The organism is Microvirga lotononidis (genome assembly GCF_034627025.1).
GTDB lineage: Bacteria > Pseudomonadota > Alphaproteobacteria > Rhizobiales > Beijerinckiaceae > Microvirga > Microvirga lotononidis.
Genome location: NZ_CP141049.1, coordinates 34131 through 56184, shown reverse-complemented (window position 1 = coordinate 56184; position 22054 = coordinate 34131). Strand labels below are relative to the sequence as shown.

Annotated in this window: 13 protein-coding genes and 3 pseudogenes; 2 read left to right on the top strand and 14 right to left on the bottom strand. The window is 60.1% G+C overall.

The features are described from left to right. Nucleotides 1–27 precede the first annotated feature (27 nt). The 4 genes from U0023_RS23660 to U0023_RS35600 all read right to left on the bottom strand — a co-directional run bounded on the left by U0023_RS23660 (nt 28) and on the right by U0023_RS35600 (nt 7374). Nucleotides 28–2751 (bottom strand): hypothetical protein, encoded by a 2724-nt coding sequence (locus U0023_RS23660; protein ID WP_009488621.1) that lies wholly within the window; start codon nt 2749–2751, stop codon nt 28–30. A gap of 609 nt (nt 2752–3360) precedes the next feature. Beyond that, complete coding sequence (locus U0023_RS23655; RefSeq protein WP_040637713.1) at nt 3361–4479, bottom strand: hypothetical protein; 1119 nt, start codon at nt 4477–4479, stop codon at nt 3361–3363. After that, complete coding sequence (locus U0023_RS23650; RefSeq protein ID WP_009488623.1) at nt 4472–6205, bottom strand: ferritin-like domain-containing protein; 1734 nt, start codon at nt 6203–6205, stop codon at nt 4472–4474. The genes U0023_RS23655 and U0023_RS23650 overlap by 8 nt, the downstream gene beginning before the upstream one ends. Next, nucleotides 6202–7374 carry a radical SAM protein gene (locus U0023_RS35600; RefSeq protein WP_407667440.1) on the bottom strand — a complete coding sequence of 391 codons (1173 nt, stop codon included), beginning with the start codon at nt 7372–7374 and terminating at the stop codon, nt 6202–6204. Before U0023_RS35600 ends, U0023_RS23650 begins: the two co-directional genes overlap by 4 nt. On the opposite strand from U0023_RS35600, the gene U0023_RS23640 reads away from it, so the two are divergent. After that, on the top strand, nt 7360–7485 hold the full coding sequence (locus U0023_RS23640; RefSeq protein ID WP_280940634.1) for a hypothetical protein: 126 nt from the start codon (nt 7360–7362) through the stop codon (nt 7483–7485). The genes U0023_RS35600 and U0023_RS23640 overlap by 15 nt on opposite strands. 56 nt (nt 7486–7541) lie before the next feature. On the opposite strand, the gene U0023_RS23635 is transcribed toward U0023_RS23640, so the two are convergent. From U0023_RS23635 to U0023_RS23590, 10 genes and pseudogenes are all read right to left on the bottom strand, one after another. Beyond that, complete coding sequence (locus U0023_RS23635) at nt 7542–8372, bottom strand: hypothetical protein (RefSeq protein ID WP_040637714.1); 831 nt, start codon at nt 8370–8372, stop codon at nt 7542–7544. Nucleotides 8373–9508: 1136 nt separating this feature from the next. After that, a pseudogene (locus U0023_RS23630) lies at nt 9509–10045 on the bottom strand (integrase core domain-containing protein); the annotation flags it as partial. Nucleotides 10046–10579: 534 nt separating this feature from the next. Beyond that, complete coding sequence (locus U0023_RS23625; RefSeq protein WP_009488627.1) at nt 10580–13372, bottom strand: caspase family protein; 2793 nt, start codon at nt 13370–13372, stop codon at nt 10580–10582. After that, nucleotides 13363–13746 (bottom strand): hypothetical protein, encoded by a 384-nt coding sequence (locus U0023_RS23620; RefSeq protein ID WP_040637715.1) that lies wholly within the window; start codon nt 13744–13746, stop codon nt 13363–13365. The genes U0023_RS23625 and U0023_RS23620 overlap by 10 nt, the downstream gene beginning before the upstream one ends. A gap of 767 nt (nt 13747–14513) precedes the next feature. Further along, the gene (locus tag U0023_RS23615) at nt 14514–15413 is read right to left on the bottom strand and encodes a hypothetical protein (RefSeq protein ID WP_009488629.1); all 900 of its coding nucleotides are present in this window, start codon (nt 15411–15413) and stop codon (nt 14514–14516) included. Nucleotides 15414–15441: 28 nt separating this feature from the next. Then, on the bottom strand, nt 15442–17358 hold the full coding sequence (locus tag U0023_RS23610) for a GMC family oxidoreductase (protein WP_322883857.1): 1917 nt from the start codon (nt 17356–17358) through the stop codon (nt 15442–15444). Continuing rightward, nucleotides 17313–19055 carry a hypothetical protein gene (locus U0023_RS23605; protein WP_009488631.1) on the bottom strand — a complete coding sequence of 581 codons (1743 nt, stop codon included), beginning with the start codon at nt 19053–19055 and terminating at the stop codon, nt 17313–17315. Before U0023_RS23605 ends, U0023_RS23610 begins: the two co-directional genes overlap by 46 nt. 53 nt (nt 19056–19108) lie before the next feature. Next, a complete protein-coding gene (locus U0023_RS23600) occupies nt 19109–20248 on the bottom strand; it encodes an endonuclease/exonuclease/phosphatase family protein (RefSeq protein WP_009488632.1) in 1140 nt (379 codons plus the stop codon). 582 nt (nt 20249–20830) lie between these two features. Next, nucleotides 20831–21099 (bottom strand): annotated as a pseudogene (locus U0023_RS23595) (IS3 family transposase); the annotation flags it as partial. Nucleotides 21100–21106: 7 nt separating this feature from the next. Further along, nucleotides 21107–21319 (bottom strand): annotated as a pseudogene (locus tag U0023_RS23590) (transposase); the annotation flags it as partial. An 86-nt stretch (nt 21320–21405) separates the two neighbouring features. On the opposite strand from U0023_RS23590, the gene U0023_RS35595 reads away from it, so the two are divergent. Next, on the top strand, nt 21406–21576 hold the full coding sequence (locus U0023_RS35595) for a LuxR C-terminal-related transcriptional regulator (RefSeq protein WP_195904128.1): 171 nt from the start codon (nt 21406–21408) through the stop codon (nt 21574–21576). Nucleotides 21577–22054: the final 478 nt, after the last annotated feature.

Sequence of the window (22054 nt, the reverse complement as noted above, 5' to 3'; positions counted from 1 at the left end):
TCTCCACCTTTCTCTGAAATCGGTTCACTACCGGGTGCCGCGCAGCCACCGTTCGACTAGCCGCTCCTCAGAGGACAATGGCGCGCCCATGCCCGCGCCGGCCCCGATCTGCCCACGGCAGCCGACCGTCGGCTGCACCATGCTCTGCCCAATCCGCGTTGCGACTGCAGTGAGCTTCATGGTGATCGTATCGACAATCTGTGCGCCGAAGCGCAGCGGGCGGTTGTTGATGTTGACCTGCGAAAGCGTGAAGCCCGCGCCAGCGGGCGCCTCCACCACTGCCCGCACGAACTTGCCGTTCTTCCCCCGCGTGAAGCGCCACAGCCCCGCAGGATCGGAGCCGTCCGGGGTTTCCCATGCTGCGAAGTCCACGCGGGCGAAATAGAGGCCAACAGGGTTGGCCAGTGTGACGTCGGACCTAGCCCGTGCATGCGCGTTGACCTTGGCGCCGATTGTCGGGTCACTGTGGCGCTCGCGCTCCCCGTAGCCGCTGCAATCGATGAGTTCGCGGGTTCCGGTGAGCACCGTCCCGTCCGGCCGGGCGCGCACGATGCTGGCGCCCGCCGCGAGCTGGATCTCAGCGCCCAGCGTATTCGCCCTCTGAACGAGGTGCATCGCCCCACGTGTGGTGCTGTTGTTCCACTTGTTACGCGGCCGATAGTTGCCGGCCCCGTCTCGCAGGTCGTCCGGCATTACGCCCGGATTAACATGCCGCCGATAGAGGTCGACGACGAGGTCGAAATTGCTCTCAGCCAAAAGTTCCCAATACTCGGGACCCTCGCAAGTGAAGAACACCCGGACGATGTTGCCGTCCTGCCGTTCGACGCTCCATTCGCAGTACTCGTCTTGGACGTCGCGGCTGCCGTCAGCAACCGACCACCGCTCCTCATCGCTCCCGCTGTCGATCTCAACCTGCCGCGGAAAGGCCGACCATTCGATGTCCTCCTCCACGGCATCAGCGCCTGCGGCGGTGGATGCGGGGTTGAAGAACTGGAGCCTCGGCCCGTCGTTGTCTTGCGGCGAACCTTCCCGAGCGCGGTCGAAGATCCGCGAGATAATGCCGTGCCATCGCTGGCGTCCGGCAGCGTCCAAGTCCTCGAGATGTCCAGGCGGATCGAAGTTGAAAGCCATGGCTGGATTTCCCTCACTGTTTGAGATTGAGCCTGTGACTCGCCCGTCGGCTTTGAGGAGCAGAAGCGGGGCGTCCGGCGCCACAGTGGCGAGCCGGGGTAGGGTCAGTCCGAACTCGCTTAGCGGCCGGCGGCGGAACTCGCGGCGCCGCGACTCCGCCAGCCGCATCAGGTCGTCAAGGCCAGCATCGTCGGCAAGCCGCTCCGCGACCGCCGCCATGAAGGTGCTAATGCGCCCTGCCGCTGCGTCCCGCCATGTAGAATCATCGGCGCCCCAGTGAACAAGGAATTCCGCTTCGGGAGAGGACGGATCTTCCGCAGCCGCCGCCTCCAGCGATTTCATCATCAGATTTTCCAGCCCGGGGCCGCTGGCCGCCACGCCTCCGGGGACGTGGCGCATCAACGTTTCTCGCGACTTTGAGCCCACAGGATTGGGAAAATCTACCATGAGGAGCGCGCAGGCGAAGCGTTGGGAAAGTACGCCGCGCCGCAGTAGATGCGCTAGCACGTCGATGTCCTCAAAGGCAGGCTCCGGCACGGCCCAGGCAAAAAGCACGTCGCCGTCGCGCCGAAAACCCTGCTTGGAATCGACCAAATGGAGGCCGAGCCTTTTGGCGGAGGCCAAATAGCGCTCGCGGCTCACCTGCGGCCGCTCGACCTGCGGATGAAGTCCGAGTAGGTCAACGAGACAGCGGGTGTTGAAGAAGAAGCTGCGGGGGATGCGGATCGGCGCGCCCGGCGGTCCGACCGACGTGTCGGGCGAGCAGGCGATGTTGACGGTCGTCGTGGTCAGCAGGTGACGCATGAGTCGGTCGGGTTGCGCAATCGTGCCGTCTGCTCCGACAGCCAGCGCCAATCGTGCGCTCGTCCACCGGTCGATCCCATCGACGACCAGTTTCTCCAGCGTCTCGCCCCCTTTTGCATCGGTGAAGAATGGATCGGCGGCAAGCGGGTCGTCCGGCGCCATGGTCTCGGCGGGAATCGTGTGGCTTTGGCTACTCCAGTGAAGCCACGGGGCCCGCAATTCCTTCATTACCATCGAGCCGTTGACATGGCTGTCGAAGGGGCCTTTGCCCCGCATGTCTTCCTCTAGCGAGTCCCATGAACTGCCTGCCCAGAACCAGCTGCCGTTGCGGCGCTCGTAGAACTGGAAGGCGCCTGCGGCGGCATCCCAGCCCAGCACCTGCAAGAACTGATTGGCGCTGTCAAACGGGGCCGCCGTGCTGACGAACAGATCGGCAACCCCCTCCTCCTGGCCGTAAGCGATCACGAAGCGGAAGCCGCGCTGCAGCGCCGGCGCTTCATTGAACGGGATGGTGCCCCCTTCGGCGACGACGAAGGACAACCGGTGCGGCAGCGTCCCGTCAGCTGCGAGTGCGGCATCCAGTTCTCCCATCGTAAGGGGGAAAATGCCTCGGCGCAGGAGTAATGTCGCGAGAGGATCGTTGAGAACCTCTTGCTCGGTCGAATCCATGCCGTTGGGAAAGGCGTCACGCCCTCGCCGCAGCCGATAAAGCTTTCCCGGCGGTAAAGTCAGCGCATCCACTGGCGGCGGCCCGCCACTATGGTAATGGATCTGGCTATCTAAATTTAGACGGGTCGGAAATACTTGATGCGCCATGCTGCCTCGCCGGTCGCTAGTCTTGAAAGTCTGTTTTGCTTACGCACAAACGATCCTCAAGATAGGCCCCTAATCTAGACGTTGCCAAGCGTATAGAGTAAGCAGACAGTGCTTGAGGCTGGAACTAACCACAATGATCCATAAGAAGCCAAGGAGCGGGTGAGCCGGTCGGCCTTGTAGACAACTTATGGTGAAGCTGACCTTCGCCAGAGGCGCCGCTTGCCGATGTGGTCCGCCGGGTCGCGGCTAAGCGAGGTGAAGGGCAACTCCCACGACCGTCCATCTCCTTGCTTCGACCCAGAAGCGCGCCGCCGCGGCGAATTTGGCGGCCACCGCGGCAGAGGCGCGGGTAAGTCTGGCATTGTAGCCAACTGATGATCGAGACCGAAGGGATGAGTTATTGATCCGGCCATGCTGACAAGAACTCCCGCCCCAAATATACCATTGGAAGAGGATTGGGAGCTTCCTGCACAGATCTGATCGCGGATCGACTTTAGGTTTCCACGCAAGAACAAGCAAATCAGTTGTGGGTGTGTTTTTGCTTCTTGGCTCCTAAGCTGAAGGTACCTATCTGTGCGCGATTTTCACGACTGTGGTTTCCATCCCCCGTCAGGACGCGGGCCTAGCCGTCGCAGCCGATTGGGGCCTCCCCTTGCGTCTGATCAATCCGATGAGACCTTCGTCTACAAAAGCTGCGCTGGAAAGAGAGGGGGCCCGAGCCTCACGTTCCAAGAACGCAATGTACTCAGCCCAGATTGGCTCGTTAACAAAACGATGAGAGCGGCAAATCTGGAGCAGGTGGGCAAGATGCGCCCGACGCTGTTCCTCTTGGCGGTGGGATAACAGGATCTCGTCATAGCCGCTTGCTATCGAAGCGCTGGCCAAGGCTTCGCTGAGCCCGGCAGCAAGGCCTTGCGAGGAGAGCGCGTCCCGCGCAAGGGCTGCGGCCCCGATAAGGATCGTGCCCGGTGCCGCCGCGCCCCACTGCACCGTAGCGCCGCCGCCTGCCACCGGCATCATATCCGACAAAGGCGGCATGCCGCCGAGAAGCCATGGAGCGTGGCAGCTGAGATACCGATCAATGACAGAGGCGCCTTTGGCGATGGCGGAGCCGCGCCCGACGAGGCCGAGCGTGACCCCAACTGTGCTGGCTAGGCGATACGCGTAACCGTTCGGCGTGGCCGCGATGGAGAAGGTCCCTGGCACTGTGGTCGCGCGCCGCGGCGCCCAGAACAGTCTCCCGACCCATGGGCGCCGCGGCCCCGTTCTGAGCCCCGACGTCACAGCTTGGCGCCCGGTCGCGTCGAGGACGCGTGCCGCGCCGAGATCAGTGGCGCCGACGCCACGGGCAACCGGCACGTCACAAACGGTTATGCGGGGCTCGGTGCGCACCAGATCAACGAAGGCACCTTCAAGGAGAGTCCGCTCGATATGGACAGTCGGCCGCCCAGGCAGCGCTACCGGAGCCTCCGCCGCCCAAGCCCCCCAACGATCTCCGTGAACCTCGCCGGCACCGACGCGCCCAGGCGTGATGCCGTATCGTGCTAGAAGCGCTAGCGTCGAGGCAGGAATAGCCTCGACCCGTGGCGCGTGCATGGTGTCGGACCTCCCTCGGTTAAAGGGGTAGCGCATCACAAGGAGGACGCGGCGCCCCAGGCGCGCCCCCTCGGCAGCGGCCGCGAGGCCGACGGGCCCGGCCCCAAGCACCGCGAGGTCAAAGTCAGGCAAGGCGCTGCGCCACGGTGGGCGGCGTGATCGGCTCGAACCGGGGATCGCCGTCCGGGGGAGAGAATATGGCGAGGAAACCCTGTGCCGCGACAGCTTTGGCAGCCCCGTCAAATCCGTCAGGCGCGAGCATAAAGGCGCGGGCCCCGTTCACCCAAGGCGCGCCGGTGGGCATGCCGACCACATAACCTTTGTACAGAGCGGCGAGGAGCTCGGCGTATCGGTGCCGCAGGATCGCGCCGGCCTCATTGTCGTTTGGTGGCGGGGTCAGCGTGACTGCTCGGAGGTAATCGCGTTCCTGATGGCGCCCGAGCCACTCGCGGATTGCACTAAACGTTTCATAGTGGTCGTCCCCTTCGAACATGATGGAGCGTACGGCCTGCACCTGTTCGTCAGTGCCGTATCTCTCCAGGTAGGCGAGGACTGGTGCGTAGAGGCCGTCGACGGATGTTGACGGGGCCTCCACGGCGATGAAATCGTCGATCACATCGAGGGTCGCGGGGCGGGCTTGTATGGCACGAAACTCGCCTTCCTTAATGCTGGGAACATGCGTAGCAACCCGCAGGGCTGGTTTGAAGCGGGCTGGCCCCTGAATGGATCGGAGTAAGTCATTCACAGCTCTCAGGTGCCGCATCTCTCCAATGGCAATCCGCAGGATCTCCGCAGTGGCAGCCCGGACGTCGTCGCGCAGCGGCAGTTCGAGGCCGGCCGAGTCGCGAAGCGAATACATGGCGGTGAGGTATTCAAGCATCACCCCAAGTTCGACACCAGCAGCGTAGTGGAGGCTGGCCTCTAGTTCCTCCTGGGACGCAAGAGCCGGAACTGCCTTTGGCCCGGTGGCGAGATAGGGTCCAGTCAGCTCCCGGCTCTCGATGACGAAGTTCAGAGCCTCCCAGGCACCATTAATCTCATAATGATCCATTTCGAAGCGCCGCGGCCGCTCGTTGCTGGCAGGTCGCGGCTGGCCGGTTCGGTCGCTGCGCTCCCAGACGACCCATACGTCTTGTTCGCTCGCGGGATCGGCCCCTTCGGCGCCAATGGCGGGAGTGAGAGCGATGTCGGGGTGGTTGGACGCCCAATAGAAACATCCGCAATCGCGGAAATCGTGGGTCCATGGACTGCAGAGTGATTGGGTGAGTTCACCTGGCACGAATACCGGAGCCAGGGCTCCGCCGTCGTCAAGGTATCGGAGGCGGTTGCCCCTGAGCGTGAGCTCTCGGCCGTCGTCGACCCGCTGAAGGATAAGTTCGACAGGCGATCCTTCCGTGAGCATGCGCACGGCCACCCATGCATCAGGTGGGCGGCGCCCTTCACCTATGCTTGGCGCCTTCAGGGTTCCAATGTCGAGCCTCTGCTCGCCCAACTCGCCGAATCGGCCAGCCATTTCCTTTACGGTCCAACTCTGACCCGCCCGGAGGTCATCAGAAAGCTCGGCGTAGACAGCCCGACAGGCGTCATCGATCTCTTTGTCCTCCGCCACTGCCAGCGCGTCGACCGCGACGAGATGGATGGCTTGGTCTGAGATATCGACCTCCACATGTGGAAAGAAGCGTCGCTCTAGATTGCGCAGATCACACTCAAGGCCAGGGAAACAGTTGCCGACCCCCGATTCCAGTCGGGTCGAGACAGGGTTGCCGAGAATGGTGCGCAAAGCCTCTTGCGGATCGCGGCCGCGCCGCAAGGCCGCAATATTGCGCGGGTGGAGCTTCAGTATGTGTTCCGCACTCATGCCTGACAGACTCCGGAACGATGATCTGTGATGGCTTTGGCCGAGGGACTAGGTAGCTCGCACGCGGTGGCGAGGCAAAACTCGAGCCATCCCCGGACAAAGTCGCACGATTCTAGGGACCGGGTCGCTGCCTCTTGATGGCAACCGCCTGAGCATAGGTAGCGCGCCCAACAAGCACCGCAGTCCGCCTTGGCATGGACGTGCCTGGCACTGAGGAACGCGCGTCTTTTGGCTTGATCGAGGCCAGTATTGTCGCCGAGCTCGAAGTCGGGCTCGCCGACAGCACGGTGGCAAGCGTACCAGCGGCCGTCTGCCGCCACCGAAAAATACCCGCCTCCGGCGCCACACGGGAAAGGCGAACTCGCGCCTGCACCAATTTGCTTGAGAGCCACCGCAAGGTTCGTGAGGACGAGGGGCATCCCCGCGGTTGCCGAGCGGATCTCCGCCTTCGCGACGCGGATCAGAGCGTCCAAGTAGACTGGCCAGTCCTCCGCGCGGAGAGCGTCGCGGTGAGGGCGGCCGCTGACGGCGCGAAGCGGTGCGAAGCCGATTTCCGCGAAGCCGAGCTCGCGGAGCTCGGCGAAGAGCATGGGCAGATCGAGATCGTGCCGTGTGACAGTGACTCGCGCCGCAACCTGCGCTTTGCCCGGCTCAATGAGGAGGGGGCGGATGTGTTCCCGCAGTCGTCGAAAGCTGCCGCGCCCACTAGCGCTCGGACGCTGCCGGTCATGAGTACCCTCTCCACCGTCTACACTTACCGTGACCGCAAACCGGTTAGAGCGGACGAGTTCGAGGTCAGCCGAGTTCAGTAGGGTCCCATTGGTCGTCACCGAAAAGCGCAGATCGAAGCCGCGCCGGCGTGCCGCATCCGACGCGTAGGCAACCACTTGGTGGACAAGTGCCCTGTTGACGAAGGGCTCTCCACCCAGAAAGCCCACGGTCACGGGCCGCTCTCGCCTTGCATCTGCGAGAAGTCGGTCGACCGCCGCGTTCGCGACCTCAGGTGTCATCGCTGCGATCTGTGCGCTGCCAAAACTGCCGCGGCCGGCGTAGCAGTAGGTGCAAGCGAGATTGCAGGAGGAGCTCACGTTGAGGGACAGACTCTGGGGGGCGGGCTCCGGTACGACGTCTAGCCGGTCCTCGCCAAGCCCGGCTTGGCCAAGCGTCATGGCAAGGGCGAGCGCGCCCGCCTCACCTTCGTCGAACCGCGCCGCAGCGTCGGGCGGCAGGTCGAACAGTCGACTGTGGGGCACCACCAGGAGGTGTTCGCCCGCAGATGATGAGAACCTCTTCCACGCTGGGGCTAGGAGTGGCTCTGCGACCTGCTGGACCACGCTCATATGTCACCCTCTCCGTACTTATTGGCCTCGCGCGCGAGACGCTCAAGGACGTCCTCACGCCGCTGTTGGGCTAAGCTACTGAGTTGTCCGACTGGGCTAGAAGCCGCTACGCCTGACGCCGCTGCGGGAGCCTTAGCAGCGGCTGCCCGCTCGGTCTCCTCGACCCAACGCATGAGTAGGTCATATTGCCAACTTGCGAGCGTAAGAGGCTGCGCGTTGGACTGGCGCATGAATGGTGGCATGCGCATTGTAGTCTGGATGGCCCCCTCATTAGCCTCAATCTCGAAGGCACGGCGAACGAGTTCCTTCACACGGCCTGGATGACGCTGCACAAATGCACGCAGCTCCAACACGTCCGACAGAGCACGGTGCCGCGTACGCGCATGCTCGGATAGGGGCAAAGGCTCGTTGGTGGTGGGGTCAAGGATCGTGAACTCCGGGCTGCGAAGCGGGTCGCGGCCACCCATTGCTCGCCCTGGTTCCGAAACCTTGTCGCCCGGGATGGACATAGCGCGGAGTTTGTCGGATGGGACAGTGGCAGCCCTCCGAGTGCGATACCAGTCGACATTGAACAGGTAGATCGTCTCGAACACCCGCTCAAACAGGTCCTCCACCCATTGGTCGAGCGCGACACCCGTCAGCGCCGCACTCCGCTCAGTCGCGTCGCCTGCGCGATCGTTCAACTCGTCTGCGAGGGAGAGGAATGGGCGTCGGTCCGGCGCAAAGTCGGGCGGTCCCACGAATACATTTGCCCGTGCAAGAAGCTCGGGAGACCCAGGGACGGTGAGGGTAACCTGAATGCGAGCCTCGCACGTGTCGTCGATCACGCCGAGCGACGGTCCTACTCGGCCACTCTCCCCCGGTGCCTCAGCACCATCGTACGTGTCAGATGGCTCGACCCGCCCTGCGTCAGGATTGCCATATGCGCCAACATCGCTCGCACCAAACCAACCAGCCGAAGGGTCCAAAAATGCATTCTCGACTGGAACAGCCGGAAACGGACGCAAGGGAGTGGTCTCTGCGGCGGCCGGTGGCCCGAAGATAAGCCCTTTTGCGGGCGTAAATCTCAGGCGGACAGTCTCCACATTTACTACCTCGCTCCAAGAGCGTTCCGTTGGCTGCATTCGACTGCGCAGGAGTTGCACGCTGCCCAAGGGTATGCCTCTCCCAAGCGGTATCATAGGGCGGCTTGAGGCGGGCGGACTCGTTCCATAAAGCGGGACCGGCGCATGGTAATCACCCCGAATGTGGACGGCTGGAAATGTCCCGAATACCAACTGAGGCTGTCCAGTTCTCCGAGCGGCCTTGGCATTACGTGCGTCAACTGTGACCACGAGCGCGGTAAGGTTGGTACCCTGCGCTGCGAGCAGAGCCGGTGTGAGGGGTGCGTCTCTCCAAGTCGAAGGATCGGAACCGTTCTCGCCCAAGCGTACCCAAACCTCGAAAAATGGGGAAACCGGACGGACTTGCGGACCGTCTCGGAAGCGCAACTCCCCAGGCAGGTAGGGTTCAACTGAGCCATCGGGCAGTACGCGCAGGGTCCAATCCGGTATAACTGCGGTTTCACCATGGGCACGCGGATCAGGCGACCGGGCCCACATAAATCCCTCTTGTGACTCGGAACTGCTTCCGAGGCGCGCCACAGCAATGGGTGGGTCGATAAAGATCGTTTGAATGACCTCAGCCATGACGCATACCCGTGTCCTCCGGGGCACATCAGGAACGGCAGGGCACGTGCGCGATATGACCGTGACCAATTCTGCCGAAAGGATGCAAATGCAAGTGACTCGGCGTCAAGCTGCAACAAAGGGGTGTGGCGGTGCGCATTCGAGTAATGCCTGATGATAAGGATAAGGAGGGTGGTTCAAGAATATTCTGGAAATGTCTACTTTCACGTCGGTGCAACCGCACCTGCTGTCTCTAGGCAGCCGCACATGATCCGCGCACTTCTTGTTGCTGCCCCTTAAAGAGTGGACACAGCTTCCTTGAATTGACAGGCCGCGATGAACTCGCGAGGTGAATGATAGCCGTGAGTCCGATGCGGTTGAAGCTGGTTGTCATGAGCAAACCAGCCCGGCAGTGCGGCCATCACGGAGCGGGCATCTGGACAGGAACTGACACGGGTATAATCGCGCTTGATCGTGCGCACGAAGGCCTCAGCCATGCCATTCGATTGCGGGCTCTCCAGCGGTGTGGTACGCGGCTCCAGTCCAGTCTCCCGAGCAAACGACTAGGTCGGCCCCGCCACGTTGCAGCTCTCGCTGTCAATCAGCTACTCGACCATGTGCGGCAGCCGGTTCACAGGCCCGAAGCGATGCCCGACTGCGCTGAGCATCAGATTGCAGACATCCTCGCCCTTGATCCTCTCTGTGGTGGCGACATAGCCCAGCGCCTCGCGGTCACAACAATCAAGGGCAAAGGCCACCCGCATCTTCTCGCCATTGTCACAATCGAGCTCAAATCCGTCCGAGCACGATCGGAGATTGCAGTGCGCGACCGCGATGCGCCCGTCGTGCTGGCGTGTCCCGACGCCGCCCGCATGCCGCTGGAGCCGCAGGCCGTGCACCTTCATCACGCGATAAACCCGCTTGTGGTTGGGAGGGACCCGGGCCCTGCTCATGCGCTCGGCGCGCCAGAGCGGCATGCACCTGCCGATAGCCGTAGGTGGGCATGGTGGCAATCACAGCCTTGATCTTTTCGACCACAGCGGCATTCGGTAAGGGCGGCCGGCCGCGCGGGCGGGAGGGTTGCGGCTGTGTCTGCTTGACAAGGTTCGAGCGCACCACCTCGAGAGTGTGGGCCACGGCCCTTGGCGGATCGGACTACCTTCCTCAACGGCAGCCACAAGGTGTTGGAGCAGGTCGAGAGACAGAGGTGCCTTTATGCTGAAATCCCTCTTTGCCAGCCCACAACTATGGAATCAAACCAGGTGAATCCGTGCGACCTCAGACTGCTCTAAATGGCGCGACACCTAAAATAAAACTCCGAATCTATTTGTAATTGAAATTGGTATATAAATTGCGCGGTCGCGCGCTCATTCGCTACCCAGCGGCAAGCCTTCGGTGCGCCGCCGTGTCTCCCGGTCGATCCAAAGGCGCAGGCCACTTGACAGATCGTTGCGTGTATCGAGCATTAGCTTCGAGCGGACTGCGATCGCCCAGTCAGGCGTCGAAGCGAGATCAGCGCGGATCCGGCTGCGGTGAAACGCAATGTTCGTGAAATTTGCTGAAAAGAAGGTCGGCATCACCAGCGCCGGCTGCGCGACCGCGGCAACGTCGAGAAGATCGTCACGGAATTGAAGATAGTCGATCGCGACTGCGCGAATCTCTGATTGGGGTGAAGCTAGCCTTTCGGCAACTTGATCTTTAGTCCCGAACAGGGTGATGAGCGCGGTGCGCCGGGTCTCATCCGAAACAGCCCCGGCCAAGGCGCGCATGATTACGGCGCGCGAACTTTCGTCCTTGTCCAAAAGTGTCAACAACGCGGGAAGGAATTCAGCGGTGGGGTCATTCAGCCGCGCCAGAGCTGCGCGCAACGCGCCTTCGTGATCGCTCGAGGCCTGCCATAGGTAGGCCTCGACCTGAAGCTCCACCTCTCCGCGGCTAAAGAAAGGGTTGATCGGCGCGGCAGGCACCTTCAACAGGCGTAGCTTCCGCAGAATCCGTGACTTCCAATATGCATCGAGATTGCCAGCAGCCAACTCCTGAAGCGGCGCGGCTTGGTCTGGCGCCGTAATATACTCGGCCAGTTGAATAGCGTCGATCGGTACGTTGCTGGAATTGAAAGCAAACTGCATTACGATTTGCTGCTCTGTTCCTTGCACAAGTGCGATCGACCACTGGGCGCCGGGTTGCTCTGCAGGGATCAGGATCACCGTGACGCCTTTGCATGTCGCAGCCAGGTATGCGGCCAAACGCGTGCGCTCGTAGCGGAATGCTGTCGGGCTTGACACGCCGTCGAGCGCCGCCATGAGTTGTCTGAAACGGCCAATGACGCTCTGGCGCGCCGGCGCGGACCCTGTTTCCGTGGCAGGCACAGGACAGTCGGTTTTTGGCAAGGCAAGCCCCATCTCGACGAGGCGATCTAGGATGGGGAATCCCTTCTGCACTACCCCGTGGTCACCCTCGGCAATACGCGTGATCGTGACTGCAATCTCACCTTGGATATTCTTGGCAAGTGCCCCTGGCGTTTCGCCGCCCAGCGTTGCCCAGTAGGTTGCGACCGCGCCCAGGTAGGCCCGGTCGGCGGCCAGCAACGGGTCAAGGTCAATGGTACATTGTGTATCCAATGCTGTTTCGAGTGTCGCGCGTACGAACTGCTTATAAGACATGGCGCGCTGGAACTTGTTCAGATAGTCCCGCAGCGTGTCGTCGCAGGGCCGATCCCAATACTTCAGCGCGTTGACATGGATGCCGGCCTGATTCATGTCGAAGCCTCGCCGGGATAGGGCCTCGACTGCGTCAGTTCGTTTGAGCCGCGCCAGCGCCCGCAATGCGGCCTGAACCACGGAAACATTCTGATGTCGGCTCAGTACCTCAAGTGGCGCTATGTCCGCAGCCGTCGCGTTGGCAGCGAAGAGTTGCGCCAATTCCGCCCAATCGTTCGGCCGGTCCGCACCGACGGCGTCCATGCCCGCCTTGGCCCGGCGTCGTGCTTCTTCCTTCTGACCAGCCCAAACCCACAACATGGACTGGCCTGCCGGAGACAGTTCGGCCAAGAGGGTGGCGAACGGAGGCTGGGTGCGTCTTGCAACAACCGTTTCGTTGTTGACGAGCGGGCTGTCGGGCTTGAGGAAATTGCGCTGTACTTCAGCAGCCCAAAGCAGCTTGGGATACCCTAGACCACTCAAGCCAGGGTAGCCATGATACACGGCCGTCGAACGGTCGCCTGCCTGAAGAAAGTAATGTTGATCGAGCACGAGCCAGAAACCGCCAAGTCCGAGGAGCAATAGGCTCACAATGAGCAGAATGGTGAAGCGAATGCGCGCACGCACATAGGATTGCGAATACCGTTGGACCTTCACGCGGATCTGCTTCAGCGTCTCCCCAGTGTGAACGAAGATCAGCGGATCGTCGATGTAGCCGCCATTGAACACCGGCTCCTGTGGGGGCAACTCCCCACCTGCGTTGGCAATCTCCTCAGCCACTGAGTTACGCAAGTGCCGCAACAGGTCATTGAAGTAGACTTGGCCGGGTGTGGCAGAAACCTGCGTGGTCCCTTCCACGACATCGATCAGGTGTTTGGTAAAGACGGATCCGCGCGAGGTCTCCCACGACGACTGATCGACCCGCGAGGCGCTCAGGAGGATGCGGAAATCGTGCTGCCCAACCCGCTGCATGAAGGCGGGCGCATTCTCTGCTAGCGCCGCGCCACCACAGCAATCCAGGATTATCAGTAGGCCCCGCGCCCTGCAGCCAGAGAAAATTCGGTCGAGCTGGGCGCTGGTCAGCGCCGTCCGGGCTAGGTCGGCCTGTCGCGTGTCGTGCAATATCAGCCCGAAACCGCCTTCGATCTTCTCGCCGTGCCCTGCAAAATAGATGATGAGGATTTGATCCGGCGTTGCCGCTGAGCTTGCCGCTTGCAACAACGGTATGACCTGATCCAAAGTGGCGCGTGCGTCGACGACGACATCAACGTTTTGATCGGGTATGCGGCATCCAGCCGGGTCCGTCAGCGCCGCGCCAAGACGCTCGGTCTCCGGCGCGCAGGCCTTGAGTTCCCGAAAGGCTTTGTCTTCAAAGTTGCTGACGCCGACGAGAACGGCGCGCGTCAGATCGCCGAACGCTGTTGCCTGGATTGATCCACTCAACATGCTGGTCAAAACCATGGCGTGAAAAGTTGCCGATGGCCGGGTGCCTGGGAGGCCTCGCGCGTAACGTTGCCTGATCGCGCACTCGCGTCACGTACCGGCGCCGCTCCTGAGGCCACACCGGCCGCGCCGGTCGCACCGGCTGCCGAGCAATACACTAGAAAGCCGTTGATCACGCCGATCACATAGTCACTGCCGACGCCATGCGATTGATAGACCACACCAAGGCAGACCAGTTGGGCAATCAGGAGCGCGAGCCAACGCGGGTTATAATCGAAGGCACGTTGAATGCCGTTTGCTACGACGAACGTCGCACCCGTGGCGCCGCCGAGCGTCATCATGCTCTCCAGCGTGAAAAAAGCGTTTGTTGACGTGCCGACCGGATCTTCCACACACGCTCCTTGTACTCTCGAAAGCAGAACGGACCACGCCAAAGTGCTGCGTCGCTCGCCCGCTTGGCGCAACCGTATATATATAGCCGGTTAACCGGTCGACGGCATCATTGGAGCCGACAGCTTACAACTACAACTAGTTCGAACAGTTATATCCGGGGGGCTGGCACTTGCAGGTTACTCTCTGGCTACCCGGACAACTCGCCTGGAAGGGGATACCATCGCATATGCACGTCGCCGTATCGGCCCGCGTAAAGGGGGCGGGCGTGGCGTTCTCAAGCGCTTTCGGCGGTACCAACAGTGTCTCTCGAAGGTGCGCCGTCACGCTCCCGTCCGCAGCGTGCCCCGGCGATAGCGCCGCTACGGCAAGTGCCAACGCGAGCAGCAGACTTCTAGATCGAATCCACATCTTCAGCCTCCAAAAAGACATGGCATTGGATAATCAATATATAGTTAATATTGAATTCTAGCAACTTCCCCGAACTCGCGTTGCCTTCGGGTGCAAGCTGCGATTGGGTGTCTAAATCACTCTTTGATTCTTCGATCTAAGAACTGCGAGTGGTCTGGCATCCAGACAAGTAACTTCCAGGTTCACAGTGCCAACGCACTGGGCATTTTGATGTTCCGCAGAAAGCTGTAGCGGTATCGGAAGATGACTAACGCGAACCCCTATAGGGCCTCCACAAGTCGTAAGCCGTGCATCATTCTCTCCCGTTTCCTCAGCGAAAGTTTTAGTTCTCAAATAAGGTATTCGGCTTGGCGCTACCCTATAACGAATATCCCCGTGAAATTGAAATCTCGGTGGCCGCCATGCTCACCTGGTTACCGTCGAAGAAAGCGGCGATCTGTTGACCGACGTCGCCGTCTAGCATCGTCGGGCTTGTAGTTTCCTTACGCCTGCCTTCGTTGATCAGGCGCAGAATCTGCCATTCGTCATGGCTGCCGAGGCTGAAATTGGCGCTAGCTCGCAGGCCGTAAAAACGGAGAAAGTCGAACCGAAGCTGAGTCCAATGGTCCTGGGCTCCTGACCTAGCCGAGGCCCCAAAGTCGATCTCGGGCACGGCGAACTGCTTGCGAAACTCAATGTCGCAATCCATTTTACGGGCGAAATAATTCTGAATCCCCGCCGTCATCGACTGTGATCCATTTTCTGTGAAGAAGGAAAAGACGTCTGTCGGTCCTAGGAAGTAGAATGCGTCGAAGTTGTGCCCGAGGTTGTTAGCTCCATCTTCAACCAGCACTTTGGTCCACATGCGGAGGTAATCACCTCCACTAGGATAGCCACTAGCTAACAGTTCATCGAGGTCTATTCCAAGACGCTTAGCATGGCCGACGATTAGACCTGTGCCGGCCTTTGATTCAAGCTGATATTGTGCGGGATTGAGTACCCAAAATCCTTCGCCCCATCGCTTGAGTATTGATCGCTCGACATGGCGAGCAATGTCGACATTGGTACCTGACCATCCACCGCCCCGGCTGCTAATTGGGCAGCTCAGGTAAAGGACGATGCGCCCGTCGGCCCGAGCTCGTGCGACGTCGGCCTTCAACAGTTCGATTTGCTCGTCGAAGATATCGCGCCATTTGTCCGTTCGCCAGGTGAACTTGAGCGGAAAACCCGGGACTGGCTCGCCAGTCTGCACGGGTGGTGTGGTAGCTTCGCTAGTCACGATCGTTTCCTTTCCACGAAGGGGAGTCTCACGCCGCCGCTGCGTCAGCGAGAATCACGTCGCTCGCTTTTTCGGCAATCATAAAAATTGGTACGGCGATGAACAGCCCTGGGATGCGTGGGAACACCGAGGCGTCGACGACTCGCAGCCCCTTTATTCCATGGACGCGAAATCGGCTATCGACGACTGCAAGTGGGTCGGATGCGGGCCCCATCTGGTTGGTGCACGATGCATGATGTCCCCAAGCCTCGTTGCGGATGAAGTGGCGCAAATCGTCGTCGGTGCGACACTCTGGCCCTGGACTAATCTCCCCAGGTACCGAGCCGCCGGTTACGCCTCCAGCCATGCGGCGCGCCATTTTAATGCCAGCGAGCAGCGCATCGAGGTCGCGGCCCGCTGTATCGGTTCCGTCCTCAAAATTGTTGAAATTGATTTCGGGCGTGTCGCGTGGGCTGTCCGAGCGCAGAGTGACGCGTCCACCGCGGTTCTCTGTATGGCCAGAGAGAACGAACCAAGTGAATTCGTCCTTACCCGAGGGCGGTACGCGCGTCGGGTGGTAATACCCGCGGAACCGACCGGTGAAGCCGAAAATCATGAGATTGGGCACCTCTCGGCTGCTACTAGAGCGTGCGAGCATATAGAATTGCCTATTCAGTCTCGTGCGATAGCTGGCATCAGGATTACCACTTTCGAAGTCTGCTTTACAGGGGTCACCTTCGGCACCGAACATACAGCCCTTGTGAAGGTTGGGCTCAAATGGGAGCTTACACACTACGCCGGACTCGAGCCGGTCCTGGAGGTTGCGACCCACGCCCTGCCGGTCGGCGCGCACCTGGATCCCATGACGCTCCAGCTCTTCCTTAGGTCCGATGCCTGATAGCATGAGGAGCTGCGGACTATTGAAAGCGCCGGCACTCAAGACAACCTCGCGGCTTGCGAACGCTTGGCGTCGAACTCCGGCTCGGCTCGAGAACTGTTCTGCGTACCATGAGGCCCCATAGAGGTGCGGACCCTCGAGATACTCGACGCCTATGACGCGCGTCGGATCATCGTCAGCGAAGAGCAGCCGCGTCACCAAGCAATCGGTCTGAATTCGGATCGCCTCGGGATGCCTTGCGATGGTGTTGAGGAGCAACTCGCGCGTGCCGCAACGCGCGCCATTGTCGGCGGATCGGGGCGGGTCGATCAAACCGACGCGCCGCTCGCATACCACGCGCCAGTCATTCGGATCGACTCGAAAGTCGCCACCCGTTGCCGCAGCCAAGGCAACCTGATCACCACCCGGCTGGTCACGCAAACGCGACACCAAGTAATCGGTGAGCCAGTTGTCCTTGAATAGGTTACCTTTCATGCCTACTTGCTCAAGCGGGAGCCAACCGTCCCTGCCATGGCGTGCAGGAGCGGCGGCCGCAGCATCTACATAGCGTGCGTTTTCTAATCGGACGTAGTAGTCGCGCATTGCGCCGGCGTCCCAGCTCGCGTCGCCAGTCAGTTTCGCGATTGCGTTCCAGTCATCATTGTCCGGGTATAGTGCTATCATCGCGTTGACGGTGGTGGAGCCCCCGATCGACGTACCACGCGGATAGTAGAGACCTTTTCCCGGCACATAGAAATGCTGCTGGGCCCTCTCCGTCTCATTTAAGCGGCTGTTGACCCAATAAGCCCAACCAAGTTCCGGATCAAGGCGAGCGTTGCTGCCGACTACTGAGTATTTAAACTCGGAAGTGGGGTTCTTGCCCGTGCCCCCGGCCTCTAATACCAGTACGCGCTTACCCGCGTTCGCGAGGTTCGCGGCGACAGGTCCGCCACCAGCGCCAGTGCCGATAACGATATATTCGAATTGCTCGGATGAGCTAATATAGGGTACCATCGAGTTCCGGGAAGCATTGTCTCCCATGGCTATTTCCCCTTCCTGACCGGGTGCGGTGGCATCATTTTCCACCACTGCCGCCAAGCCCTCACAAGCACTGCGGCGAGCCGCTCATCGTCATCCACAGCATCGTCAATCGCCGCGGCTAGCGACCGCGACGCTAGGTCCTTCAGGGCGCTCAATCGAGCTGACAGGAAGCCGGCGTCGATCTGCAACTTGAGCGCGAGCACGCCCTCAAAAGTCGGGGTCCTAGCGGCTGCAAGGCCTGGATCGTCTATGTACAGACCGCTAACGGCTACTGGAGTGCTGATCGACGAGGTCACATAAATGCCGAATACGCCGAAAGCTGCGAGTAGGCGCGACTGTTTGACCGAAAGGCCACCTGCCCAGAGAATGTTGACGCCTAGCTTGGCGCCAAATGCCTCGATTTCCGCCACTTGTTCAAGCGTCAGCAGACCCTTGGGATCGCCATTCTCCTTCAGAAGCTTCCATCCGCGCGCCTTGTCGACAGTGTCGATTAGTACTAGATGGACGCCGTGAGTTGCGACCATCTTGAGCCACAGCTTGATACCGGGAACAACGGTCTCGCCAGCATAAAGTCGCTCGCTCGTCAGAATTCCTTGATCGACATAGAAGACTGGAGCCGCCGTCCAGTCTTTAAACCAGTGCTGAATGCGCCGGACCACACGATTGCTCTGCTCAAGTGTGAGTGGGAACAGCCCATACTTTCCCATATTTAGGCCAAAGCTTCGCGCCGAGTTGAGCGCGCTCCAGATGTCATGCATAACGGCGTCTGGGTCTATCCGATTAGCTGGAACTAAGCGAACGCCTGCGGCCTTTGCACTGGCGATGAGGCCCTCCAGAGCCGCAGGCGCAACGAGGCCGAGCAAACCCGGCAGCGAGATCGATTCACTAGCTGCGATGCTGGTTTCGCCAGCGATTGAGATGAACGAAATGCGAGCGGATATTGCAGTTGCGATGCCCTGTTCGATCAGTTCTACGGCTTCCACCGGACCTGGCAAATCTAGATGGAGGGCAAGAGGATAAAGCTTATGCCATTTGCCTTGGCTTTCCCGAATATGTTGATTGAGGCAACGCAGGATTGTGGGTTGGCCAGACGCTCCCGCCGCGAATCTGACAGAGACCTGAAGCGGCCGGGGACCGCCTGGCGCTTCACGAAAGGGCCTGATCGCAACGTCAATCGCTGCCTTCGCGACCTCCACATTGCCACTTTCAATATCAATGACTGGCGCGCTCTTGTAGAGTCGCACATTAACACGGCTTCCGACATTGGTGGTGGTGAGGAGACGTCCCGCGCAGCCGCGCCACACCTCCGACATATCATTCGGGCCCGCAGGCACCTCGCCGGCACTAGACAAGCGCTCGGCATCGACTGCAACGCCGACACCAACCGCGTTGCGGCGCTTGCCGAGCGCAATCGCCTTTGGCGAACGGAGCGCTGCTGCGGCGATGACAGTGGCGCCCGATCCCTCGTTGCTTATCCCGAGGAATGGACCGAGGCGCCAGTGATTATATGCAGACAGCCCTATAGACCATTGGTCGCCTTGACCGCCCAGGAAACGTAGAGCGTCGTCGGCGAGTTCATGCCATATCTGGCCGGTCTCGGCTCCCGAGGACTGCAGTTGTGCAAAGGTGCGTAACACCTTGCGGTAGGCGGCCGGGAGGCGCGGATCCCAAGTATCGCGATCCCAAGCTGCCCGAGCCTCTCTGACCTCACCCAATAGAGGGATCGGTGGCGCTTCCAATTCCATGTTCATCCCCGCTTTGGCTTCCCCTGAAAGTCAGTGCGGCCAGGCCATCCAGGTCACATGTCAAGGTCCGCGTAGATCGCCGCATGGTCCGAAGCCGCCTCAACCTCCTTCGTGATCTCAGGGAAATGCGGGAAGAGTGAGCCGTTTGCGCCGCCCCAGACGCCTTTGCGGTAGATCGCTCCTCCGCGCACACGTTGGAAGAGATTAGGCGACAGAAGAATATAGTCGATTTTCTGGCTCGCCGTTCCGTTTGCATAAGTGCCAGGGCGCCCATCGAACGTGAACGATGGATGTTCACTGACGTCGCGCAACAAGCCGTCGCCGAGCAGTGGAAACAGTGGGCCGCTATCAGGTGTGTCGTTGAGGTCGCCGACGATGGCGATATTTGATATCCCCTGATCTATGAGATCGTCATAGATCTCGCGCACGCGCATAGCCTGACGCTTGCGCCTAGCGTTTGAGTCACGGGGCCGTCCATAGCCCTTGCTCTTCAGATGATTGACTAGGATGACTAGCCCATCGCCGCTAGGCAGACGCATGTGATACTCGACACAGTCGCGGCTGAAGATGCGGTTGGTGCCATCTCGATCGTCAACATGGCTGCGCATGAAGTCGATCAGTATTGGGTCTCGGCAGAGTATCCCTACGTCGATGCCGCGATCGTCATTACCATCGACAAGCATAATGGTTTGGTAATTGAGCGCAGTGATAGGAGTAATAACTTGTTCATTAAAACGAAGAAGAGACGTCCGGTTCTCGGCCTCAACAACTGCGATGATATCAGCGTTGATGTTTCCGATGACCCGTGCGGTGTTTTGCGTCGCGACCTCTGAAACGGCCTCGGTCTTCATCTCGATCCAGCCAATCCAGTCGTCGCGCCCGTCGGCGGCAACAAAAACTGGACCGTTTTTGGGACGCTTAAGCAGATGTCCGCGATTGCGGCGGAGAATTAGAAACTTATTCTCATCCGTATCAAGTAAATCAAGCGTCTCTAGGGCGTTGAGGATCTCTCTCTTGACTTCAGATGTGTACACTGCCTGGGCGAGTAACCCATTCAATTCAGCAACGGCATCAAGGATTTCTCGCGCCGCCTCCATGCGCGATGTACCCTTTCCGTCTGCCCACTCATGGCGATCTAAGATCTTCGCGCGTGCGAACAGATTCTCGACGTTGTAGGTGGCAAGCCTAATCATAGTCGCGCCTCCCCGAGGCGAACCAAAAAAACGACCTGTGTAAACCCTCTCTAATTTACTTGCCAAGATGGACGTTATTTTCTTTTTAATCAAGTCGCATCAAGACCGTTATGGACTGCATTCATCGTAATTGACTGAAATTTCTTATGGCCGATCCAACGATCAGGTGCGTTCTAGACGCCGATCCAACCGAATAGCGATTCGAGCCGTCTCTATACCGCTCTTTGGAGGTAGACACTTCGGTAACCGGTGTGACGGCTGATGCATCTTCAGTATCTGCATACCTAGCATCTATAACATCCTTTAAGAGCAGGAACTTTATTCGTTGGTTTTGCTGCGATTGAAATTTTGATCAACTAATACTGGACGTTGAGCGGCCCGGGCGATCGAACAAGACGCGTCCCATTGAACAACCCTGTTCCATGGACAAGCAAGTTGGTAATCGAGGCTACGTAGCGCAAAAGCCACTTCGGCGTTTGATTGAAGATTCCAAACGTGACTCCAAAGCCGCTTCCGCTTGCTGCTTTGCATTGCTAGGCTTTGGTGCCGCGGTGATCTTCCCCCGATTGTGTGGACACCGGATCAGCGCGCTTTCCGCTCGGCCTGTTCGGGTGTGAGGTACCCGAGCGCCGAGTGAATGCGCTGCCGATTGTAATAGCCCTCAATGTAGCCGAACAGATCCCGGCAAGCCTCTTCGCGCGTCATCCTTTCCGCTGATGGACCAGCTCGACCTTCAAGGAATGGAAGAACGACTCGATCGGGGCATTATCATAGCAGCAAGCCGTTCGGCTCATTGAGGCCTTCGCCTTCATCAGAGCCAGTTGTTGGGCATAGGCCTCGGCTGCGTATTGGACGGATTCAAACGGTCGTCGCAACATGGATTCTGTTGATCTCCCGCAGCCATTCGTCAAGCGCCTCTGCAGGGGTTTTCCAGCCCAACGTCTTTCTTGGCCTTGAGTTGAGGGCGGCCGCGACGGCCGCAATCTCCTCGGCGCTGTGCGCGCTCAGATCAGTGCCTTTCGGGAAGTACTAACGCAGCAGCCCATTCGTGTTCTCGTTGGTGCTACGCTGCCGCGAAGAGAACAGAATGGCCGGTTGAACCGGATGTCGATCCCGCCGCCAACGAGAATACAAGGGGGCAACGGCCTGCACTGTCGGTGCAGGAAGCTCTTGTTCTCCGGCTTTTAGCGGCGGGGGTCCCGACCAGTGACATCGCAGCCCGGCTCCCGGTCGACGAGCCAGAGGTCAAGCAGCACATTAAAGCCTTGCTTCTCAAAGCCCGGGCTCAGACCAAGCCTCGCTTGGTGACCAGCCCAGCCAACGTCTGATCTAGCCGTTCTTATTCATGAGGTGGCTAGAGAAGGACTGGCGGACGTAGCTTAAGCACTTGAAGCAGCGTAGGATTTGGTTGCTGACACCCGTCCTGCAACCCCTTCAAAGCTGCCACACTCGCCAGGACGGACGATACAACCCCGACATTCCCGTTTCCAGCCGTGGGCCGCAAGAAGAACACCGCTGCTTTCGACGGTGGGCGCCTCTCATCAGAGGATGGCATCATGCTCCTGGCTCAGGCCGAGCAGCTCGCTTGCTTCATCCCGGACCGGCACGATCCGACCCATGTTAGCCAAAGCGAACTCGCTCACCTAGCCGGATGCCGCCGCCCTGCGTAACGGCGCTGGTTGCCGGATCGTACAGATGGCCAGTGCAAAATAGCTTGACGGGCAGATGAGGGCACCAGGAGGTTGGGCGGGAACGTGGAGAAGGTCTTGAACACGTGCTGGAAAAGGCTTGCCACTGCTCAGGTCA

Coding starts and splice junctions, on each gene's coding strand:
- U0023_RS23625 (WP_009488627.1), bottom strand. CDS start 13,372: ATGGTTTTGACCAGCATGTTGAGTGGATCAATCCAGGCAACAGCGTTC.
- U0023_RS23600 (WP_009488632.1), bottom strand. CDS start 20,248: ATGATTAGGCTTGCCACCTACAACGTCGAGAATCTGTTCGCACGCGCG.
- U0023_RS35600 (WP_407667440.1), bottom strand. CDS start 7,374: ATGACGCTTGGCCAAGCCGGGCTTGGCGAGGACCGGCTAGACGTCGTA.
- U0023_RS23660 (WP_009488621.1), bottom strand. CDS start 2,751: ATGGCGCATCAAGTATTTCCGACCCGTCTAAATTTAGATAGCCAGATC.
- U0023_RS23650 (WP_009488623.1), bottom strand. CDS start 6,205: ATGAGTGCGGAACACATACTGAAGCTCCACCCGCGCAATATTGCGGCC.
- U0023_RS23605 (WP_009488631.1), bottom strand. CDS start 19,055: ATGGAATTGGAAGCGCCACCGATCCCTCTATTGGGTGAGGTCAGAGAG.